Consider the following 19,327-nt stretch of genomic DNA (forward strand, 5'->3'; position numbering starts at 1 on the left):
GATGCGCTCAGATGCGAGAAAGCAGCGGAACCAGGTTGACGAAGGCGCGAGCGCGGTGCGACTGCGCGTTCTTCTCCTCCGCCGAGAGCTCCGCGGCCGCGAGCGTTCCGGGCTGACCATTCACGTCGGGCACGAAAACCGGGTCGTACCCGAAGCCGTTCTCGCCCCGTTCTTCGGTTGCCAGTGCGCCGTGCCAGACACCCTCCACGGTGAACTCCTCACCCGTCGGCAGCACCAGCGCGATGGTGGAGCGGAACTGCGCGCGGCGATGCTCGGGCTTCACAACGTCAGAGAGCTGATCAAGCAGCAATCGACGGTTGGCGATGGCATCTTTGGCATGACCTGCCCAGTACGCGGAGAAGATTCCGGGGGCGCCGCCGAGCACGTCAACGCTCATGCCCGAGTCGTCCGCGAACGCGGCAAGCCCGGTGTGGGCAGCCGCCGCGCGCGCCTTGATCAGCGCATTCTCGGCAAACGTCACACCGTCTTCCACCGGCTCGGGGCCGTTGTAGCCGACGACCTCAAGGTCTGGGCGGTGCGCCGCAACGATCGCGGCGAACTCCTCAACCTTGTGCGGGTTGTGGGTGGCCAGTACGACGCGGCTCATGCCAGCGTCTCGGCCTGCTTGTCACGCAGCGTGGCGCAGCCGGCAACGCCCAGGTCGAGCAGGCGGTCAAGTTCGCGCTTGTCAAACGGTGCGCCCTCAGCCGTACCCTGCACCTCAACGAACAGGCCGCGGCCGGTCACCACGACGTTCATGTCGGTTTCGGCGCGAACGTCTTCGACGTAGGCGAGGTCAAGCATCGGCTCACCGTCAATGATGCCAACCGAAACGGCCGCGACCGAGTCAAACAGCACCGTCGACTTCTTCGCGATGAAGCCCTTTTCGCGACCCCACTCGATCGCATCGGCCAGCGCCACGTACGCTCCCGTGATCGCCGCAGTTCTGGTTCCGCCATCGGCCTGCAAAACGTCGCAGTCGATGACGATCGTGTTCTCGCCCAGCGCCTTCGTGTCGATCACGGCACGCAGGGCGCGGCCGATCAGACGTGAAATCTCGTGCGTGCGGCCACCAATCTTGCCCTTGACGGCCTCACGGTCGTTGCGGGTGTTGGTAGCGCGCGGCAGCATCGCGTATTCGGCCGTCACCCATCCCTTGCCCTTGCCGACGAGCCAACGCGGCACACCGTTGGTGAATGACGCGGTGCACAGCACCTTGGTTCCGCCGAAGCTCACCAGCACGGAGCCTTCGGCATGCGCGCTCCAGCCGCGCTCGATGGTGACTTCGCGAAGCTGGTCAGTGGCGCGCCCATCGGCGCGAACGATGTCAGACATGAGAAACTTTCGGGTCGGTGGCTGGGGTCGTAACTGATGCCGGGGCGGCGGGTGCAACGGTCGAGATCGCGCCGGTCTGCACGAGCTTGACGTCGTTGACGCCCGGGCCCATGAGGCGATGCGCGAGCGCAAGAAATTCGTCGGCCGAGGTTCCGGTGGCTTCGTACGAGCGAGTCGGAACCACGTGCGGGCTGGCGAGAAGGTCACGAGACACCAGCTGGCGGTACACGTCGTTTGCCGTTTCAACGTCGCTGGAGACCAACGAAACGTTCGGGCCCATCACGTAGCTGATCGCACCCTTGAGAAACGGATAGTGGGTGCAACCCAGCACGAGGGTGTCGATATCGGCATGGCGAAGCGGCGCCAAATACTCCTCGGCAACGGCGAGCAACTCGGGCGAATGGGTGATACCTGCCTCGACAAACTCCACAAACCGCGGGCACGCCTGCGCATGAATGGTGAGGTTGACGTTGACGCCCAGCATGTCTTGATAAACGCCAGAGGAGATGGTTCCGGCGGTGCCAATCACCCCGATGCGCCCATTGCGCGTCGTCGACATCGCCGTGCGTACGGCCGGGCCGATCACCTCGATAACCGGAACCTCGTAGCGCTCGCGTGCGTCGGCAAGCACGGCGGCGGATGCGGTGTTACACGCGATCACGAGCATCTTGACGCCTTGATCAACGAGTGCGTCCAGGATTTCTAGCGAGTAGCGGCGCACATCGGCGATGGGCTTGGGCCCGTACGGGGTACGCGCGGTGTCACCGATGTAGATGAGGGATTCGCCGGGAAGCTGGTCACCGACGGCTCGCGCCACCGTGAGACCGCCCACCCCGGAGTCGAAAATTCCGATCGGCGCGTCATTCATGATGACTCCAGCCTACGCGGCTTTGCCTCACGTGCCCGCGGCTACGGGCGAGATATCGGTAGAGTTTCGGTCATGAACGCATCGACTGCGCTGTACACCGACCGCTATGAATACACCATGCTCGATGGAGCATTGCGAGACGGAACCGCAGAGCGCTCGTGTGTGTTTGAGCTGTTTTCGCGTCGATTGTCTGGCGGCCGTCGCTTTGGCGTGGTCGCAGGTACCGGGCGCCTGATCTCGCTGCTGCGCAACTTCCGGTTTGATGAGGCGGAGTTGCGCCTTCTGAAAGATCACAGGGTGGTGAGTGATGAGACCCTCACCTTTCTCGAGAACTATCGCTTCACCGGCCGCATCAGCGGGTACCGCGAAGGCGAGTTGTACTTTCCGGGCTCCCCCATTTTGACCATCGAGAGCACATTCGCTGAGGCCGTCATCTTGGAAACTCTCGCGTTGAGCGTGTTGAACCACGATTCGGCCGTCGCGACGGCCGCGGCGCGCATGTCGATCGCCGCAGGCGACCGCCCGCTCGCCGAGATGGGAGCCAGGCGCGCACAGGAAGAAGCGGCCGTTGCCGCCTCGCGCGCCGCCTATATCGTCGGTTTCGGCGCCACCAGCAACCTGGAGGCGCAGCGCCGCTGGGGAATTCCCACGATGGGAACAGCCGCCCATGCGTGGACGCTGCTGCATGACTCCGAAGAAGACGCTTTCCGCTCCCAGATCGCCAACAACGGCGTCGACACCACTCTCCTCGTTGACACGTACGACATCACCACCGGAGTTCAGACCGCCATCCGTGTCGCCGGAACCAATTTGGGCGGGGTTCGGCTCGACTCCGGCGACCTGCCAACGGTCGCCCAGGCCACCCGGGAACAGCTGGACAGTCTTGGCGCCGTCAACACGAAGATCACGGTGACCAGCGACCTCGACGAGTACGCGATCGCCGCCCTCGCCGCCTCCCCCGTCGATGCGTACGGTGTCGGCACCTCCGTTGTCACTGGTTCCGGCTACCCGACGGCAAGCATGGTGTACAAGCTGGTGGCGCGCCAGGGCACCGATGGCGGCTGGGTGGGTGTTGCCAAGGCATCGCAAGACAAGTCATCGATGGGTGGCCGCAAGGCGGCGTTTCGCACCCTGGAATACGGCAAAGCCACGAGCGAACTGGTCATCGTTTCTGATGGCTTCGAGCAGGTCGCAACGGCCGCCGCCGTGCCCGATGCGCGTGCGCTGCAGGTGACATTTGCCGAGGGCGGCGACTTCGACTCGCAGTATGAGGGGCCCGCTGGCGTTGAATTGGCTCGCGCGCACCACGCTCGCGTGCGCGAGGAGCTTCCCGTTCGCGGTCTTGCGCTCAGCAAGAGCGATCCGGCAATTCCGACCGTCTATCGCGACGCCGAAGATTAGCGAGCGACCAACAGAAAAGCCGAAGGGCGGCGCCTAAATTGGCCCGCCCTTCGGCTTTTCGCGCTTATCGCGCTTATCGCGCTTATCGCGCTTATCGCAGCGATTCGTAAATCTCTTTGCACTGCGGACACACCGGAAACTTCTCAGGGTCACGCCCCGGAGTCCACTTCTTGCCGCACAGCGCACGCACCGGCTTGCCGGTCATCGCCGACTCCAGAATCTTCTCCTTTTGCACGTAGTGCGAGAAGCGTTCGTGATCGCCCGGCTCAATCGTTTCTTCTTTCAGCAGCTCTTCGAGCTCACGGTCAAGAAGCGCGGTGCCACCGGTATCGGGAGAATCTAAGGGCGTGCTCATGGAGTCGATTCTAAACCGTGCTGAGCCTCGTGGCTCGATTAGCTGGTTTCTGCGAACTCCATGATCTGCATGCCGCGACGGTCAAAGAGAATCGCCCCGATCGCCAAGCCGGCGCCGAAAACCAGCGTGCCAACGCCAATTCCCATCCACATCGCCGCATTCGCCTTGGTGATGTCGTCGGTCAGGGCCGTCACGGCGAGCATGATGCTCGGAATGCTGCACACGATTGCGCCGAGCAACACCAGCGTCTGCGCCCCAATGCCAGAACCCGTGCGTTGCGGCTGCTGGAAGGGGCTGTCGCCCGGGCGCGACACGGCGTACGGCGCCGCGACGCTGGAGATGGACGAGAGACCAAGTCCGGCGAGGAAGAGATTGGCAGAAACCCCGACGAGGGCAGGCGCAAAGGCCCACCGCCCGTAAAACGCAATCGACACCGGAATGGCAATCGCGAGAATCGGAACGGCCACCACGATGATGGGCACCAGACGACCCAGGCGATCCGCGAGTCCGCGTACTCCCGAAACCACGTGCATCCACACGGCGGTGGAATCGTAAGCGACATCGTTGTGGGCAATCCAGCCGAAGAAAAGCGCCATGATCGGCACCGGCAACAACAACACGATGCCCAGTGGCACGCCGGCGATCAGCAGCGGCAGCGAGGCGGCAACGGCGGCAATCGGAACCACGACCATGTTGGCGACATAGCGGCGGTCGCGGAACCAATAGATCATGCTTCGCGCGGCGACGACGCCAGTCTGGGTGCGCGGGAAGACCGAGAACCAACCCATTCCTGCGCGCTCGCGCACGCTCACCGGCTTGTCGACGGTTCGCATCGCGTAGCCGACGGCGACATCCCACACGAAAGCACAGAGTGCGAGGGTGACGATAGCGATCACAATGCACAGGGCGGTCAACGAGCTGTCACTGGCGACCGCAAACGGCACCGCCCACACCGCGCCAAATGGCGTGATACTGGCGATCTCAGCGGCTTCGGCGAACGCCGGCGGCACCTCACCACCCCAATCCAGTGACGCCAGAAAGATGGCGGCCGGAACCACGATAACCAGCGCGAGAAGCACGAAGATTCTGCTGAGCTCCCGCGACCGGTGCGAGCGCCACAGCGCCCCCAGCAACATGCTGGTGCGCGCCATAAAGACGAAGGTGACAACCCCGCCGATCGCGCAGATCGCCGCGACGAAGGGCGGCGCTCCGGCGGCGATGCCGTTACCAGCAACGACGATGGCGATCGCGATCAGAATCGCGATCGGGATGGAGATGAACGAGGCGAGCATCGTCGACCAGGCAACGGCGCGCGGCGACGTGCCGAATACCGAGAACGAGCGAGGGCTGAGCTGATCGTCAATGCCGCCCATCGCGGGTGCGAGCGAGGCTCCGATGAGGAGCACCGATCCGCCGACCACAATGATCGCGGGCGACAGCGCGGTTCCGCGCACGGCGAGCAGACCAACGATCGCCGCCCCTGCCGCGACGACGAGCACGGCAATAGCCAACACCAGTCGAACGACCGTGCGGCGCGGGCCACGGAGCCCGCCGATCAGCAGGGCCAGTCTCAGGCGGAGTACGTGTGCAACCACTCCAGCCCCTCCGCGTCGCTTACGCCACCAGAAAGCTCCACAAAGCGTTGCTCCAAGGTGACTCCGCCGCGCACCGCCTCGATCGTGCCTTCGGCGAGAACTTGGCCGGCAACGATCACCGCGAGGCGCGAGCACACGCGTTCCACCAAATCCATGCCGTGGCTGGAGAGAATCACCGTGCCGCCATTGTTGACGTAGGCGGTCAAGATGTCGAGGATGACGGTCGATGACACCGGGTCAACAGATTCAAACGGCTCGTCGAGAATCAGCACGCGCGGGCTGTGAATGAGCGCGCCAGCCATCATGATCTTCTTCGTCATGCCCGCCGAGTAGTCAGAGACCACACGACCCAGTGCCTCGGTGAGATCGAAGGCGCGCGCCAAATCTGCCACCCGCTCGTCAACGGTGCGCGCGTGAAGGCCGCGCAATGCACCGAAATAGGAGAGCAGTTGCTTGCCGGTGAGGCGGTCAAAGGTGCGCAGGCGGTCGGGCAAGACGCCGATCAGTCGCCGAGCTGCCCGCGTATTGTTTCGCGCGTCAACCCCGCACACCGTGATGGTGCCCTCATCGGGCTTGAGCAGCCCCGCAATCATCGAGAGCGTTGTGGTCTTGCCTGCACCGTTCGGGCCGACAATGCCATAAAAGCTTCCCGCCGGAACCGTGAGGTCGATGGCGTCAACCGCATGCTGGCCGCCAAACGATTTGGTCAACCCGCTGACTTGAAGCGCGATGGTCTCGGGCTTCGCTGGCGCCGCCGGCTGGGGGGCGGCAGCGGGTTGAGGTGACGCTGGCACGAGCGCCGGCGCCGCCGACGTCTCGGCTTCGGGCTTTACCGCGGTGCCAGAAGCGACGGAGGTTTCGACTGCGGCCAGCTCGGCGTCGGCGATCGCGGCTTCGGCAATAGCTTCAGCCGCAACGGCCTCGGCTTCTGCTTCGGCAACGACGGCCTCAGCTTCGGCGACAGAGGCCGCTTCGGCTTCGGCGACCGAGGCGGCTTCCACTGCCAAAGCCTCCGCAGCGACGGCAGAGACGAGCGGAACCGGTGGTTCGACGGCGGCGGGGGTGGGCTCTGCCGCGCGTGCGGCTGCGCTCACGATGATGGCGTCATCGACGGCGGGCAGTGCCACCGGCGCGTCAATGCCGCCGAGTGACAGGTCGGGGCTGTGATCGATCGCCGGAACGGTGACGAGGTCGGCTGTCACGGGAGCGTTCTGCGCTGCGGTCGCGACCCGCTTCGGAGCGACCTTCGTCGAGGCGACGCGAGCCGAAACGGATGTCGTGGCCGCCGGCTTACGAGCGGGAGTCTTAGTCGCGGGAGCCTTAGTCGCGGGAGCCTTAGTCGCGGGGGCCTTGGTCGCGGGGGCCTTGGTAGTCGCAGACTTCGATGCTGCGCCCTTGGTCGCGGCCGGCTTCGTGGTTGCGGTCTTCGACGTGGCCGTGCCGGACTTCGCTGCAGCGGTCTTGGGCGTGCCCGCCTTACCGGGAGCGGCCTTCGCCTTACCGGGAGCGGCCTTCGCCTTACCCGGTGCGGCCTTCGCCGTCGACGATCGTGTGGCTGCGGGCTTGACGATCGCGGGCTTCACCGCGTTCGAGGGTGTGACGGCATCTGCCGTCGCGGGCTTTTTCGTCGCTGATTTTGCGGATGTCGACTTCTTCGCAGTCTCTTTGGCGACCGGCTTGTGCGACGGCACGTCAGCATCCCCGTGGCTCATCGTCTCCCCCTGCCGTTGTTAAGCCGCTGTCCCAGCGCGGCCATACTTCTAATAACCTACCAACGCGCACCCGGGAGTACGAGTCCACACCCCCGGAATTCCGGGCTCCCAGGGGACACTCAGGTGTTACGGTTCCACAACGTCAACGGGAATTTTCAGCTTTGTTCACCTCCGCTTCGCTAATCTGTAACAGGCACGAAGGTGTGTCGAGTCGGGTATCCGACAAGTACATCCTCACCTAGGAGCATTCGCAGTGACTCTTCAAACCGTTATCCTCGCCGCCGGCATGGGTTCGCGCTTGGGCCGTTCCCTGCCCAAGCCGCTGACCGAACTGAGCGACGGCCGCAGCATCATGCAGCAGCAGCACGACAACATTCGTGCCGCCTTCGGCACCGACGCCAACATCACGACCGTCGTCGGCTACCGCGCCGAGACGATTGTCGAGGCGTTCCCGAAGGTTTCTTACGTTCACAACGAGCGCTACGACCAGACCAACACCTCCAAGAGCCTGCTGCGCGCACTTGCCGCAACCGGCAAGTCGGGCGTGCTGTGGATGAACGGCGACGTCGTTTTCGATCCGCGTGTTCTTGGCCGCGCCATCGCGCTGATCGAGGCTGACCGTTCGTTCGTGACCGTCAACACCTCCAAGGTGAGCGACGAAGAGGTCAAGTACACGGTCACCGCCGAGGGCTACATCAACGAGCTTTCCAAGGTCGTTGTCGGTGGCATCGGCGAGGCTGTTGGCATCAACTACATTTCGTCGGCAGACAAGAAGGCGTTCATGCGCCAGCTGCAGCGTGTCGATGACCAGGACTACTTCGAGCGCGGTCTCGAACTCGCTATCGCCGAAGACGGCGTGCGCATTCAGCCGCTCGACATCTCCGACCTGTACGCGGTCGAGGTTGACTTCGCTGAAGACCTGGAACGCGCCAACCTCTTCGTCTAACCCGATCCGCCCGAGTCGTCGTGGCTGATCGCGTTCACAAGATTCACTCACTGCCGTCAGATGCGCCCTGGCAGGGCGGTCTGCCGCCGGTCGGATCTGACGAACACCCACTTCCGGTTCGCATGCTCGACAGGGTTCTGTTTCTCCAGCGCCCTGTTGTGCTTGCGCACCTGCGTAGCATCCGGCTGCGCTACCCCGACGCCAGCTCGAGCGAGATCATTACGATCCTCGAGCGGCGCTATCTTGCTGCCGTCACCGGTGGCGGCGCTGCTGTCGGCGCGACCGCCGTGGTTCCGGCGATCGGAACCGGGGTCACGCTCGCGCTGTCGGGTGCAGAAACGCTGGGCTTTTTGGAGTCCACCACGCTCTTTGCCCAGTCGATCGCAGAGCTTCACGATATTCCGGTAACCGACCCGGATCGGGCGCGCGCTCTGGTGCTGACCCTCATTCTGGGTTCCGAGGGTACGGCGCTGCTCAACCAGCTTTCTCAGCAGGCGGGCGGCGCCGGTGCATCGAAACCGGAGTTTTGGGGTGAGCTGCTCACCAAATCGTTGCCGAAGGCGGCGATTGGTCCGACCGTCGATCGGCTGAAGTCGGCCTTTTTGCATCGGCTCGCCACGCACGGCAGCGCGTCGATTGTCGGCAAGGCGCTGCCTTTCGGCATTGGCGCTGCGGTTGGCGCCGGGGGCAACTTCATTTTGGGGCGCCGCGTCGTCACGGGCGCCCGCAAGGCCTTCGGCGCTCCCCCGTCCGCGATTCCTGCGGCGCTGGCACCCCGCGAGGGTGCGAGAACGCTCGAAAGCCACGCGTCATCGTTCGTGGTGGGCACCGCACGGTCTGCCGCTCGCGTCGCCAGCGCTGTTTCTGGTTCCGCCCAGGCAGCAGCGGGCCGCGTATTTTCTCGCAAACGTCGCGCCGCGCATGGGTCCGATGTCACCGGCGCAGACGGAGCGAGCCCGAGCCCGTCCGGCGACGAGGTCGAGCGTTAGTCGTCTTCGTCTTCGTCTTCGGAGTCCAGCTCGCTGTCGTCTTCGCCAGATGCTCGAAGGTGCTCATCGTGGCATTCTTGCCAGGTCTGCATGAGCTCGTCGATCGCCCCATGGAACGCCGCGGTAGCAGCTCCGGGGCTGGTGTCACCAAAGTAGTGCTGCACCCACAGACCCAGGCGCGCAGTGGAGGTCGGGTCGTTCAGCACACGATCAACCTCAGCCACGATGTTTGAGGCATCATCAACGGTCAGCCACTCGCAGTCCGAGAGGTAGCCAGACTCATCGATGGCAGCCTTCTCATCGCGCGGACGCGTAATAAACAGCGGACGACCGGCGGCCAATCGGTCATACACCATGGCAGAAATATCAACGATGGCGACGTCTGCCGCCGCCAGTTGCCACCCCAGCTCGGGCTTGTTGTCATAGACGTGTTGGGCGGTCGGGTCTGCCGCATTGGCCGCCTCGATCGCCGCGATGATGCGCTTGTTAGCCTCACCGTACGCGGGATACACCACGCCCGACCGCGGGTGCGGACGGTAGATAACCCGGTGCTTGCCTGTCGCGAGCAGGGCATTCACGATCTTCTCGCCGTGCGAGTGAATGGAACCATAGTGTGCGGCCGGGCGGTCGCCCTCCCACGTCGGAGCGTAGAGCACAACGGTGCGGGAGTCTGGCGTGTACGGCAGGGTGCCCGAGTAGTAGTCGGCCTGCGGGCGCCCAATTTCGCGCGTGCGTGCATCGAGGTCGTAGTTCCACAGCACCCGGCTCAGCCGCTCACGAGCCGCCTGCCCGGCAATGAAGGCGTAGTCATAGGCCTTGTACTGATTCGTGGTCATGTACATCTTGTCGGACTCGCCGTGGTTGATGAACACATGCCAGCGACGCCCGTAACGGAACATCTGAAAGTTGCGGGTGTTCTGATTGACGTACAGCACGATCTTGATGTCTTGCGATGCCACAAACCGTTCAAGATCTTTCACGGTCGGCACGAATGCCACCGGCAACGCATCATCGGCGAGAAGCTCACGGGCGCCGGTTGCCGTACGGGCGAGCACAACGACGGGGTGAGTCTTCGAAAGCTCTTGCAGCGGCTTGTACCACTGGCGCATTTGGTACATGTTGACGGCACCATCGGCGAAGTACACCGCGATGCGGAACTGCTTGGGTTCGGGCGCCGGACGCGCCGAGAGCGTGCGACGCACACTCTGCACAGCCTGCCGTGATGTGAGTGCCTTGCGCAGCAGTGCCATGGCTTTTTGGGCGTCAGAAACAATACTCACCTCCCTAGCCTACCGAGGCCGCCCAGGTTCAGCATGGCATGATCTTTACGTGCAGTCTGATGACACCGAAACCACCGATCCAAAACGCGCACCTGAGCGTGGTGTCACTTTTGTCATGCCTGTACTCAACGAGGCGGCGTACCTCGAAAAGGCCGTAATGTCGGCGCTCGACCAAGAAGTCGATGGCCCGATGGAGCTGATTCTCGCTCTCGGCCCCTCGACGGATGGAACCACGGAGATCGCGAGAAAGATAGCGGATCGTGATGCGCGGGTGCAGCTGGTTGATAACCCCGAGGCGGATATTCCGAAGGGCTTGAATCTTGCCATTCAGGCATCGATGTATCCGACCATCGTTCGCGTAGATGCGCACTCGGAGTTGGCGCCCGGCTACACCCGACGCGCCGTCGAAACGCTGGCCCGCACCAATGCGGCCAACGTCGGCGGCATCATGCACGCCGAGGGTCGCAAGCCCTTCCAGCGTGCCGTCGCCCGCGCCTACAACTCCCCGCTCGGACTGGGCGGCGGCGCGTATCACAGCGGCGGCCCCGAGGGCGAGGCGGAGTCCGCTTACCTCGGCGTCATGAAGCGTGAGGCAATCGAACGGGTCGGCCTGTTTGATGAGTCCATTCGTCGTGGTGAGGACTGGGAGCTCAATCTTCGGCTGCGTCAGGCCGGATACCGCGTGTGGTTTGACCCGCAGCTCTCGGTGACGTACTGGCCGCGTGAAAGCTGGCTACGTCTTGCCCGCCAGTTTTTCGCCACCGGCACATGGCGTGCTGAACTCGTACGTCGCTTTGGCCGCCGCAACTCTATCCGCTTCTTCGCGCCGCCCGCCCTGCTCGTGGTGATCGCGCTGGCGATCGTCGTTGGCGCGCTGCAACTGACCGGTGTGCTGAGCGGCGTGTTGTCGGTGATCGCATCGCTCGTCTACGTCCCACTCGCGCTGTACGCGCTGCTGATTATCGGCATGGCGCTGACCACCAAGGGCGGTGGCAGCACCCTTGCCGACAAGCTGTGGACGATCGCCGTGGTTCCGACGATGCACGTTTCTTGGGGGGCCGGCTTTCTGGCGGGCATGGTCCGTGGTGCGGGCGAGACGGTTGACACCTCACGCCTCGACGGACGCAACACCCCACTGCCCTAGCCTGCGGCGCGAGCACTGGTTCCGCTATTCAGCGGCGCTATTCGGCAGCGCTACGGAGCATCCAACCACTGCTGGTCAATCAGGCGGGCAACAACGCGTTCTGCGGCGCGACCATCGTCTCGACTGTTGAACCGCGCCCGCCAGGCCTCATATCGCGCGGCGAACAGGCTCTCGCGCTGCGGGTTGGCAAGCGCCATGTGCAGGTCAGCCTGGTTTGAGACAACGGGCCCGGGCGCGTGCGCGACGAGGTCAAAATAGAATCCGCGCAGGGCTCCCCGATAGTGCTCAATATCGGGAACCAAGAACGACATCGGCTTGCCCGTAACAGAGAAGTCAAACATCACCGACGAATAGTCAGTAATGAGCTCATCAGCGGCGAGAATCAGGCGCGAGGTGTCTGGAAACGATGTGACATCGATCACGCGTGGGCCGGTCGCATCGCGGCCGGGCAACAGCGTGCGGGAGTGACCGCGCACCAGCACGACAGCGTCGGCCGTCTTGGCCAGTGCCTCAAGGTCGAGAAAGTCCACCATTTCGGTGCGGTCATCGCGCCACGTCGGCGCGTACAGCAATACACGTTCCGCCGGCGCAATGCCCAATACCTCGCGCACGGCTTCGGCATTGCCGGAATGCAGGATGTCGTTGCGTGGGTAGCCTTCGGTCCACAGCGCGCCGCGGAACCGGTAGGCGGCCTTGAGGATCTTCGCGGCGTACGCGTTTTGCGCAAGTAGGCCGTCCCAGCGCCGCGATTCACGAATCACGGCGACCATGCGCCGCGGGTCAAAACCGGGGCGGTGCAGCGCCAAGCGCTTGAGGGGCGTACCGTGCCAGGTCTGCAACACTTTTTGCCCTGGCCTGCGGCGAAACGCACGACGCAACCAGTCGTTCACAATGAGCAGGCGGGAGGCGCCACGCGCCCGCCACCATTCTGGTGATCCTTCAACGACGGCGACGGCGCCGGGCGGAACCGCGACCGAGAGGTCGACAACGCTCCAGTACCGCTTGACCTCGGGAAGGCGCTGCGCGATCTCACGATCCAGGGCCAGCGGGTTACAACTCGCGTTTCGGCCGTAGAAGCTCTCGAAGAACACCGCGTTTTCTAGCGGCGAACCGGTCGCGACATAGCGGCGCTCCAGCGCACCCTGACCCTCGGCAGACTGATACACGGGGTCAACGGGCGCGGAAATGGTGACGACCCCGTTGGCTGCCCGCACCCGCATCACGGTGAGGTCGGTATCGGCGAGCGAAGCGCCGGTGAGGTCGGCATCGACCTCAATGCGATACTCGCCGGCGGGCAGCGGTAACACGGCACCACCCCAGCGCGATTGCGTCAGCGCGAAAACCAGCTCCGTGGTTCCGTCGACCTCGCGAATCTCACCAGCAACCCGTGCCCGGGCTCCCACCAGCGCTGCTTCTCGCGGATGCCCGGGGAGCGCAGAAATGACGAGACTCGTATCGTGAACGAGCATCGAGGTCATGACGTGCCTTTCCGGGGCGAGAGTGACAATCGCCGTTGAATCTCACGGTACACACGTTGTGCGTTGTTTCCGTCGCGGAAGTCATGAACACGCGAAGAAAGTTGGGCGGCGCGGTCTCGCCGCTCGGCGAAAACGGCGTCATCGGAGAGCAATGCGCCCAGTTGTGCTGTCGCCTCCGGCCACCCCGTCGCGTAGTCGTCGCCCGCGACATCGCGGTAGGAACCATAAAAGCCGCGGGTCTTGGCGTACTGCTGCACGTCTGGGGCGAGGTAAACCACCGGCGTCGGCGTCAATCCCACGTCAAACAGCAGCGACGAATAGTCGGTGATGAGAGCGGTCACCGCCGGCAGCGCCGGGGTGATGTCGCGCACCACGTCAGAACCAACGAGGCGTACCCGGTCGCCGTCAGGCAGATCGCTCGGGGGCACATACTGCCCGGCTCCCAGGGGGTGAGAGCGCACCAGCAAGACGGCGTCGTTGGCGGTGAGCATCGCGATGATCGCTTGCCAATCGGGAGTGGTTGGAACGGCGGGGTCGGCGGCGCCATCACGCCACGTGGGCGCATACAGCAGCACGGTTGCCGGCAACTCCCCCACCGCTTCGGTAAGGATGCCGCGAGCGCGAGCGGTACGCGTTTCGGCGTCACCGACGCTGAGCGGGTCAACCCGAGGCTCACCGGTGACGATGACGCGATCGTCAGCGAGCGCGAAGGCCGACTCCAGGCGGCCGCGAATGAGTTGCGATGCCGCCGGAATGACGGAGATCTTTGACGTGGTGGAGCGGTAGAGCCACTTCATGAGCGCACGCAGCACCCGTGAGCCGTTGCCGAAGGGAAGGCGCACCGTCTCGGGTGAGTCCAGGCCGATGCGCTTGAGCGGAATTCCGTGCCACAGCTGCGCGATGAAGGCGCCACCATTCGCGTAGCGGTTGACATCGCCGAGCCCGTGGGTCACGACGAGCACGCCGCCGCGCGCGGTCAGCCAGAATCCGCGAATCGAGTGTTTGCGGGCGGTCGCAATGCCCAGCCGATGCGCGTCGGCCTCATCCCGGTCGTTGTCTACCAGCCAGACGGCATCGACCTCGTCTGCCGCGGCGAGGTTCCACACCGCGAGCGCACCATCGCCGATGCCGGCACCACAGCCAAAAACCCACTGCTTGCCGCGCGGAATGATCAGCGTCGCGATCCGCCCCAAGCCGTACAGCGGAATGCGCAGGAGTTTGGCGACGTTTCCTGCCCCAAACGAAAATGATGCCACCCCGCGAGCCTATCGCGGGGTGGCATCGGTGACGCGGTGTCGCTTAGAGCGAGCCCAACGTCACATCAACTTCGAAGGTCTCGCCATCGCGAATGTAGGTCAGGGTGGTCTCTGAACCTGCCGCGAGCGCGCGCACCTGCGCGGTGAGGTCGGTTGCGTCGCTCACGCGGGCGCTACCCAGCTTGGTGACAACATCACCCTCTTTGAGGCCAGCTTGTTCTGCCGCGCCATTGTTGACGACCTCGGCGATGTAGGCGCCTGCCGTTGTGGCGTCGTCCATCGAGGAGGCGTTGGTGACGCTTGCGCCCAACAGGCCGTGCGTTGCCTCACCGTTTTCGATGATCTCGGTGGCGATGCGCTGGGCGATGTTTGACGGAATGGAGAATCCGAGACCGATGCTGCCGGCGCCCTCCGAGCTCCCACCCGCGGTCGCAATGGCCACGTTGATGCCGATCAGGTCGCCCTCGCTGTTGACCAGCGCGCCGCCCGAGTTACCCGGGTTAATGGCGGCGTCGGTCTGGATCACCGCGATCGAAATGTATTCGGAAGGCGTGGAACCCTGCTGACCGGGAACGTCGAACGTGAACGGGCCGCCCTGCGAATCGTCGCTGTCGTCGCTCGAGTCGCCGGACTCGGGCGTTGCGGGAGCCGCGGAGGATGCGACGCGGATCGAGCGGTTCAGCGAGCTGACGATGCCCTCGGTGACGGAGTTGGCAAGCCCGAGCGGCGCGCCCAGCGCCACCGTGACGTCGCCGACGTTGAGCTTGCTGGAATCACCCCACGTGATCACCGGCAGGCCGCTCGCGTCTTTCAGCTTGACGACGGCGAGGTCATACATCGGGTCGGTGCCGACGACCTCGGCGTCGTAGATGGTTCCATCGCTCAGCGTGACACGCACATCGGCGGCGCCCGTTGCGCCGTCCAGCGTCACCACGTGAGTGTTGGTCAGCACGTAGCCGTCTTCAGAAATGATGACGCCGGAGCCGGAACCGGCCGCCTGGTCGGTGCCAACGTCGATCGTCACGACGCTCGGCAGCGCCTCGGCGGCAATCGCCGTCGTCTGCGTGACCGATCCGGGGTTGTTGACGGTGATGGTTCCGCCCTGGCCCGTCGCGACCGGACGCGCGCCGTCATCGACAAAATTGTCAAACGCCCACGCGCCACCGAAGCCAGCGCCGGCCGCGATCAACGCGGTCGCCGTCAGCAGCCCGATGGTGGCGCCCACGCGCTTACGCGGCTGCTTTGCTGGTTCCGGAGCCACCGGCTCACCAAACGAATTCGACTGCGGCGGAATCGGCGCACCGGGGGGCAGCGAGCCACCGAACGAAGCGCCGGTGAACGGAGCGGCGGTGGCGGCGGGCGCGCCCGGCGTCGGAACGCCGGCGCCTGCGGTTGCGGCTGCGGTTGCGCCTGCGGCGGCGGAACCAGGGGGCACGGAACCAGGGGCGGGAGCTGCGGGGGTGCCAGCGGCCGCCGAGGGGGCCGCCCAGCCGCCGTCCAGCGGCGTCGTTGGCTGATTGTCGGCGCGCAACGCGCTTGCCAGCTCGGGGGGAAGCGGCGTGGTCGGAGCGTCAGCAATTGGCGCTGCCGGCGGCGCGGGCCGAGGGGGAATTGCCGGGTTGGGTGCCGGGGTGTCCTGGTTGTTCATGTCGCTCATGTTGTTGCTCCTTCTGCAAGCTCCTCCAGATTGCCGGTCGTGGCTGTGTTTTTCCTATGTCAGCGCCTGGATATCGCTATGACTTAGTCTGACCACATGACTACTGTCTCCGGAGCCTGGCGTCGCGCGGTCGCTGGGGCGGGCCTGCTAGCACCCGACGGCACCATTGCTCAGACGATCTTCGCAGAGATGTCGGCGCTCGCCGCGCGCACCGATGCCATCAATCTCGGTCAGGGATTTCCCGATACGGACGGGCCAGAAGAGGTGTTGGAGGCTGCGCGCGCCGCTATCTCGGGCGGCGTCAACCAATACCCACCGGGGCGCGGGTTCGCCGACTTGCGATTGGCGATCACCGAGCACCAGCAGCGCTTCTATGGCCTGAAACCTGACCCGGAGACCGAGGTATTGGTGACCGCGGGCGCGACCGAAGCACTCGCCAGCGTGTTGCTGGGCCTAGTCGACGGCCCCCAAGACGAGGTCGTGGTGTTCGAGCCGTACTACGACTCCTACGCCGCCTGCGTGGCGCTGGCGGGCGCAACGCTTCGCACCGTTCCGCTGGTGTGGCCGAGTTTTCAACCCGATCTCGATGCTCTCCGCAGCGCCGTCAGCGATCGCACGCGCCTCATCTTGGTCAACAACCCACACAACCCCACAGGCGCGGTCTTTTCTGCCGACGTGCTGACCGAGATCGTGCGCCTAGCGCATCAGCACGACGCCGTCATCGTCACTGACGAAGTGTACGAGCACCTGACCTTTGACGTGCCTCATGTTCCGGTCGCCACGCTCCCGGGGGCGGCGGAGCGCACCCTCACGATCTCTTCGGCCGGAAAGACGTTCAATACGACGGGTTGGAAGGTTGGTTGGGTGACGGGGCCCGCTGCTCTCGTTGATGCGGTTCTTGCTGTCAAACAGTTTCTGACCTACTCGGGCAGCGCTCCCTTCCAGCCAGCGATTGCCACGGGGCTACGCCTCGGCGATGACTTCTACCACGGCATTCGCGCGGCAATGCAGCATCAGCGCGACATCCTCGTTGACGGATTGCGCACGGCCGGATTTGCGGTCTCTGTGCCGCAGGGCTCGTACTTCACCGTTGCCGACGCGGCACCGCTCGGGTTCGATGACGCGACGGTGTTCTGTCGAGAACTCCCCCACCTGGCGGGCGTTGTCGCGGTTCCGGTCACCGCCTTCACAACCGAGGCGAACCGATCGCAGTATGCGTCGCTCGTGAGATTCGCCGCGTGCAAGAAGCCCGAGCTCCTCGGCGAAGCCGCTAAAAGGCTGGCGGTCTTGGCGCGCCGCTAGCACGCCAGCAACGCCGCACGGCATGCTGATGTGCGGGCGCGCGCAGGGGGCGCGCGGAGGGGGCGCGCGGAGGGGATCGCAGTGTTTTCTGAAGGTTTCTGGCGTGCGTGGCGGTGGCTTGCGTGGATCATGCCCGTGCTACTCATCGTGGCAAAGGTGTTCACCGGCGGCGGCTGGGAAACGCTCATGCTCATCTTTGGATCGCCCCTCGTGGTTCTTGTGGTGGGATTCTTCGGTTTTCTCCCGCGTCTCATCCTCAAGCAGCGGGGCTTCACCTCGGCACCGCCCGCTGCCATCGGCCTGCTCACCGGGTATTGGGTCAGCCTGGCCTGCTATCTCTTTTCGCTCGGATCTATTGGCGATTCGAGCACAGACCCCTCCATCGTTCGCCTGCTGCTGCCGTTCATGTCGGCGCGGTATGAGCGGCTATTTAATTGGTGCGCGGCGATCACCATGATGGTTGCCGCCGTCGCGTTGATCATCGTGGCGTCGACGCTGCGGAAAAAGCGGGAAGGTCGGTCAAACAGTGCGGGCGGTGTGACGCTAGTTCTTGCCGTGCTGGTCACGCCCGCGCTGATTCTGGGGGTGGCAGGAGCCACGGAATACGCGGCCATGCACGGCGCCCAAGACGCCGCAGGAAATCAACAAATCGACGTTGCCAACCTCACGGAAGCCGAGATACGTCAGCTGCTGGAGGGCCGTTGGGATGCCCTCCAGGAGCAACTGGTTCCGTTGCGCGAAAGTGTGGCCGAGAGTGGGTGGGGTCCCTACGCAAGCATGGTGGTGGACTCGCTCGGGTCCCCGCATAGTGCGGAACCCCCGCAGTATGTGATCCAGACGGAGTGGGCCGTAGGTATGGATACTGCCGACGGCCCCGGCGCCCTCAATCGCCTCCGCGACGCCCTCGCTGAGAATGGGTGGTCGCTCAAACCTAGCGACGACAGCGATCAATTGCATGCAACCAGGGCCGAAGGCGAGACCTTGGCCGTGTACGCCTGGCCGTCCGCGGATGACCCGACCCAGCTCACCATCTGGCTTGATGCGAGGAGCGCGGCGTATTGGTCGGAGGGCGTCGAGGTTGAGTGGCAGTCGTTGAATCAGGATGGTGACGAGTCAGCCGACTACCGTTATGACGAGTGGCCTGAGCTCCAGCCCGAGGATTAGCGCGGAACCACGCGGTAGCGGCGCGCCTGTAGTGACGGGTTTCGTTCACGAACCGCCGAGATGAGTCGCGGGGTGACGTCGGCTACGGCGACGCGCCGCTCGGCACCAATGGCCGCGATCTCGACGCCGCTCGGATCGACGATCATGGAGTTTCCGACGCCGAGCGGCGGCGTGTGATCGGCAGCTGCGACGTACACCGTGTTCTCGATCGCGCGCGCGTGAATGAGCGTTCGCCAGTGGTGTTCCTTCAGCGGTCCGCGCACCCACTCTGCGGGCACCAGCACAACCTGCGCTCCCGCGTCGACGATGGTGCGGGTGATCTCCGGAAAGCGCAGGTCATAACAGGTCTGCATGCCGAAGGTGACGCCGTGGACCTCGAACGTTTGCGGCTCGACGATATCGCCCGGGGCTACCCAGTCTGATTCCTTCTGCCCAAAGGCGTCATACAGGTGCTGCTTGCGGTACACCGCCAACGGACCCCCGGGCCCCACCGCCACGGCGGTGTTGTGCACCCGACCCTCTCCCGCTGCTTCCAAGAGCCCAACCACGATCGTGATCCCCAGCCGCGAGGCGAGGGCTCGAACACCGGAAATAAAAGGCCCGTCGAGCGTTTCGGCGTGCGTCACGAGGGTGGCATCAAACGGATCAGAAAAATAGCTCGTGTATTCCGGAAACAGCACGACCCGCGCGCCGCGGTGTGCGGCCTTCGTGGCCAATTCTTGCACTGCGGGCAGATTATCGCCTGCGATCGGGGAAAACTGTGCGACGGCAATTCCTACGGCGTCATCCGACATGGCGTGTGCATCCTCTCGGCGGGCGGCTTTGGGCGTGTGCTCACCCTACCC

17 protein-coding genes are annotated in these 19,327 nt (G+C 64.5%); 6 read left to right on the forward strand and 11 right to left on the reverse strand.

Annotated features, from left to right (window positions below):
• Positions 1-7: 7 nt before the first annotated feature.
• Genes rdgB through murI form a run of 3 tightly spaced genes read right to left on the reverse strand, consistent with a single transcriptional unit; the run spans position 8 to position 2,203 of the window.
• A complete protein-coding gene (rdgB, locus tag FVP60_RS02615) occupies positions 8-607 on the reverse strand; it encodes an RdgB/HAM1 family non-canonical purine NTP pyrophosphatase (protein ID WP_147824700.1) in 600 nt (199 codons plus the stop codon).
• Complete coding sequence (gene rph / locus FVP60_RS02620) at positions 604-1,335, reverse strand: ribonuclease PH (RefSeq protein WP_147824701.1); 732 nt, start codon at positions 1,333-1,335, stop codon at positions 604-606. Before rph ends, rdgB begins: the two co-directional genes overlap by 4 nt.
• Positions 1,328-2,203, reverse strand: coding sequence for a glutamate racemase (gene murI, locus FVP60_RS02625; protein ID WP_147824702.1), 876 nt, complete (start codon positions 2,201-2,203; stop codon positions 1,328-1,330). Before murI ends, rph begins: the two co-directional genes overlap by 8 nt.
• A gap of 72 nt (positions 2,204-2,275) precedes the next feature.
• Here murI and FVP60_RS02630 point away from each other — a divergent pair, with 72 nt between their 5' ends.
• The gene (locus FVP60_RS02630; protein WP_147824703.1) at positions 2,276-3,604 is read left to right on the forward strand and encodes a nicotinate phosphoribosyltransferase; all 1,329 of its coding nucleotides are present in this window, start codon (positions 2,276-2,278) and stop codon (positions 3,602-3,604) included.
• A gap of 91 nt (positions 3,605-3,695) precedes the next feature.
• On the opposite strand, the gene FVP60_RS02635 is transcribed toward FVP60_RS02630, so the two are convergent.
• Genes FVP60_RS02635 through FVP60_RS02645 form a run of 3 tightly spaced genes read right to left on the reverse strand, consistent with a single transcriptional unit; the run spans position 3,696 to position 7,266 of the window.
• Positions 3,696-3,959, reverse strand: coding sequence for a DUF3039 domain-containing protein (locus FVP60_RS02635; RefSeq protein WP_147824704.1), 264 nt, complete (start codon positions 3,957-3,959; stop codon positions 3,696-3,698).
• A 38-nt stretch (positions 3,960-3,997) separates the two neighbouring features.
• Positions 3,998-5,554 carry a hypothetical protein gene (locus FVP60_RS02640; protein ID WP_147824705.1) on the reverse strand — a complete coding sequence of 519 codons (1,557 nt, stop codon included), beginning with the start codon at positions 5,552-5,554 and terminating at the stop codon, positions 3,998-4,000.
• Positions 5,530-7,266: an ABC transporter ATP-binding protein gene (locus tag FVP60_RS02645; RefSeq protein WP_187240534.1), complete on the reverse strand. Its 1,737-nt coding sequence runs from the start codon at positions 7,264-7,266 to the stop codon at positions 5,530-5,532. The genes FVP60_RS02640 and FVP60_RS02645 overlap by 25 nt, the downstream gene beginning before the upstream one ends.
• 253 nt (positions 7,267-7,519) lie before the next feature.
• On the opposite strand from FVP60_RS02645, the gene FVP60_RS02655 reads away from it, so the two are divergent.
• Complete coding sequence (locus FVP60_RS02655) at positions 7,520-8,212, forward strand: phosphocholine cytidylyltransferase family protein (RefSeq protein WP_147824707.1); 693 nt, start codon at positions 7,520-7,522, stop codon at positions 8,210-8,212.
• A 20-nt stretch (positions 8,213-8,232) separates the two neighbouring features.
• On the forward strand, positions 8,233-9,201 hold the full coding sequence (locus tag FVP60_RS02660) for a hypothetical protein (protein WP_147824708.1): 969 nt from the start codon (positions 8,233-8,235) through the stop codon (positions 9,199-9,201).
• On the opposite strand, the gene FVP60_RS02665 is transcribed toward FVP60_RS02660, so the two are convergent.
• Complete coding sequence (locus FVP60_RS02665; RefSeq protein WP_147824709.1) at positions 9,198-10,481, reverse strand: CDP-glycerol glycerophosphotransferase family protein; 1,284 nt, start codon at positions 10,479-10,481, stop codon at positions 9,198-9,200. The two genes, FVP60_RS02660 and FVP60_RS02665, sit on opposite strands and share 4 nt — an antisense overlap.
• A 115-nt stretch (positions 10,482-10,596) precedes the next feature.
• Here FVP60_RS02665 and FVP60_RS02670 point away from each other — a divergent pair, with 115 nt between their 5' ends.
• Positions 10,597-11,625 (forward strand): glycosyltransferase family 2 protein, encoded by a 1,029-nt coding sequence (locus tag FVP60_RS02670; protein ID WP_246132431.1) that lies wholly within the window; start codon positions 10,597-10,599, stop codon positions 11,623-11,625.
• 50 nt (positions 11,626-11,675) lie between these two features.
• Here the strand turns inward: FVP60_RS02670 and FVP60_RS02675 are convergent, their stop codons facing one another.
• The 3 genes from FVP60_RS02675 to FVP60_RS02685 are packed head-to-tail and all read right to left on the reverse strand — an operon-like array spanning position 11,676 to position 16,016.
• Positions 11,676-13,103, reverse strand: a complete 1,428-nt coding sequence (locus FVP60_RS02675; RefSeq protein WP_147824711.1) for a CDP-glycerol glycerophosphotransferase family protein — start codon at positions 13,101-13,103, stop codon at positions 11,676-11,678.
• Entirely contained in the window at positions 13,100-14,359 is a 1,260-nt protein-coding gene (locus FVP60_RS02680) for a CDP-glycerol glycerophosphotransferase family protein (protein WP_147824712.1), read from the reverse strand. Before FVP60_RS02680 ends, FVP60_RS02675 begins: the two co-directional genes overlap by 4 nt.
• Before the next feature lie 43 nt (positions 14,360-14,402).
• Positions 14,403-16,016, reverse strand: a complete 1,614-nt coding sequence (locus FVP60_RS02685; protein ID WP_147824713.1) for a S1C family serine protease — start codon at positions 16,014-16,016, stop codon at positions 14,403-14,405.
• A 96-nt stretch (positions 16,017-16,112) separates the two neighbouring features.
• On the opposite strand from FVP60_RS02685, the gene FVP60_RS02690 reads away from it, so the two are divergent.
• Positions 16,113-17,318, forward strand: coding sequence for an aminotransferase class I/II-fold pyridoxal phosphate-dependent enzyme (locus FVP60_RS02690; protein ID WP_147824714.1), 1,206 nt, complete (start codon positions 16,113-16,115; stop codon positions 17,316-17,318).
• A gap of 81 nt (positions 17,319-17,399) precedes the next feature.
• The gene (locus FVP60_RS02695) at positions 17,400-18,482 is read left to right on the forward strand and encodes a hypothetical protein (protein WP_147824715.1); all 1,083 of its coding nucleotides are present in this window, start codon (positions 17,400-17,402) and stop codon (positions 18,480-18,482) included.
• On the opposite strand, the gene FVP60_RS02700 is transcribed toward FVP60_RS02695, so the two are convergent.
• A complete protein-coding gene (locus FVP60_RS02700) occupies positions 18,479-19,276 on the reverse strand; it encodes a carbon-nitrogen hydrolase family protein (protein WP_147824716.1) in 798 nt (265 codons plus the stop codon). The genes FVP60_RS02695 and FVP60_RS02700 overlap by 4 nt on opposite strands.
• Between the last annotated feature and the right edge of the window lie 51 nt (positions 19,277-19,327).

It is taken from the genome of Microbacterium mitrae, from assembly GCF_008017445.1.
GTDB lineage: Bacteria > Actinomycetota > Actinomycetes > Actinomycetales > Microbacteriaceae > Microbacterium > Microbacterium mitrae.

Coding starts and splice junctions, on each gene's coding strand:
- rdgB (WP_147824700.1), bottom strand. CDS start 607: ATGAGCCGCGTCGTACTGGCCACCCACAACCCGCACAAGGTTGAGGAG.
- rph (WP_147824701.1), bottom strand. CDS start 1,335: ATGTCTGACATCGTTCGCGCCGATGGGCGCGCCACTGACCAGCTTCGC.
- murI (WP_147824702.1), bottom strand. CDS start 2,203: ATGAATGACGCGCCGATCGGAATTTTCGACTCCGGGGTGGGCGGTCTC.
- FVP60_RS02630 (WP_147824703.1), top strand. CDS start 2,276: ATGAACGCATCGACTGCGCTGTACACCGACCGCTATGAATACACCATG.
- FVP60_RS02635 (WP_147824704.1), bottom strand. CDS start 3,959: ATGAGCACGCCCTTAGATTCTCCCGATACCGGTGGCACCGCGCTTCTT.
- FVP60_RS02645 (WP_187240534.1), bottom strand. CDS start 7,266: ATGAGCCACGGGGATGCTGACGTGCCGTCGCACAAGCCGGTCGCCAAA.
- FVP60_RS02670 (WP_246132431.1), top strand. CDS start 10,597: ATGCCTGTACTCAACGAGGCGGCGTACCTCGAAAAGGCCGTAATGTCG.
- FVP60_RS02675 (WP_147824711.1), bottom strand. CDS start 13,103: ATGACCTCGATGCTCGTTCACGATACGAGTCTCGTCATTTCTGCGCTC.
- FVP60_RS02685 (WP_147824713.1), bottom strand. CDS start 16,016: ATGAGCGACATGAACAACCAGGACACCCCGGCACCCAACCCGGCAATT.
- FVP60_RS02690 (WP_147824714.1), top strand. CDS start 16,113: ATGACTACTGTCTCCGGAGCCTGGCGTCGCGCGGTCGCTGGGGCGGGC.
- FVP60_RS02700 (WP_147824716.1), bottom strand. CDS start 19,276: ATGTCGGATGACGCCGTAGGAATTGCCGTCGCACAGTTTTCCCCGATC.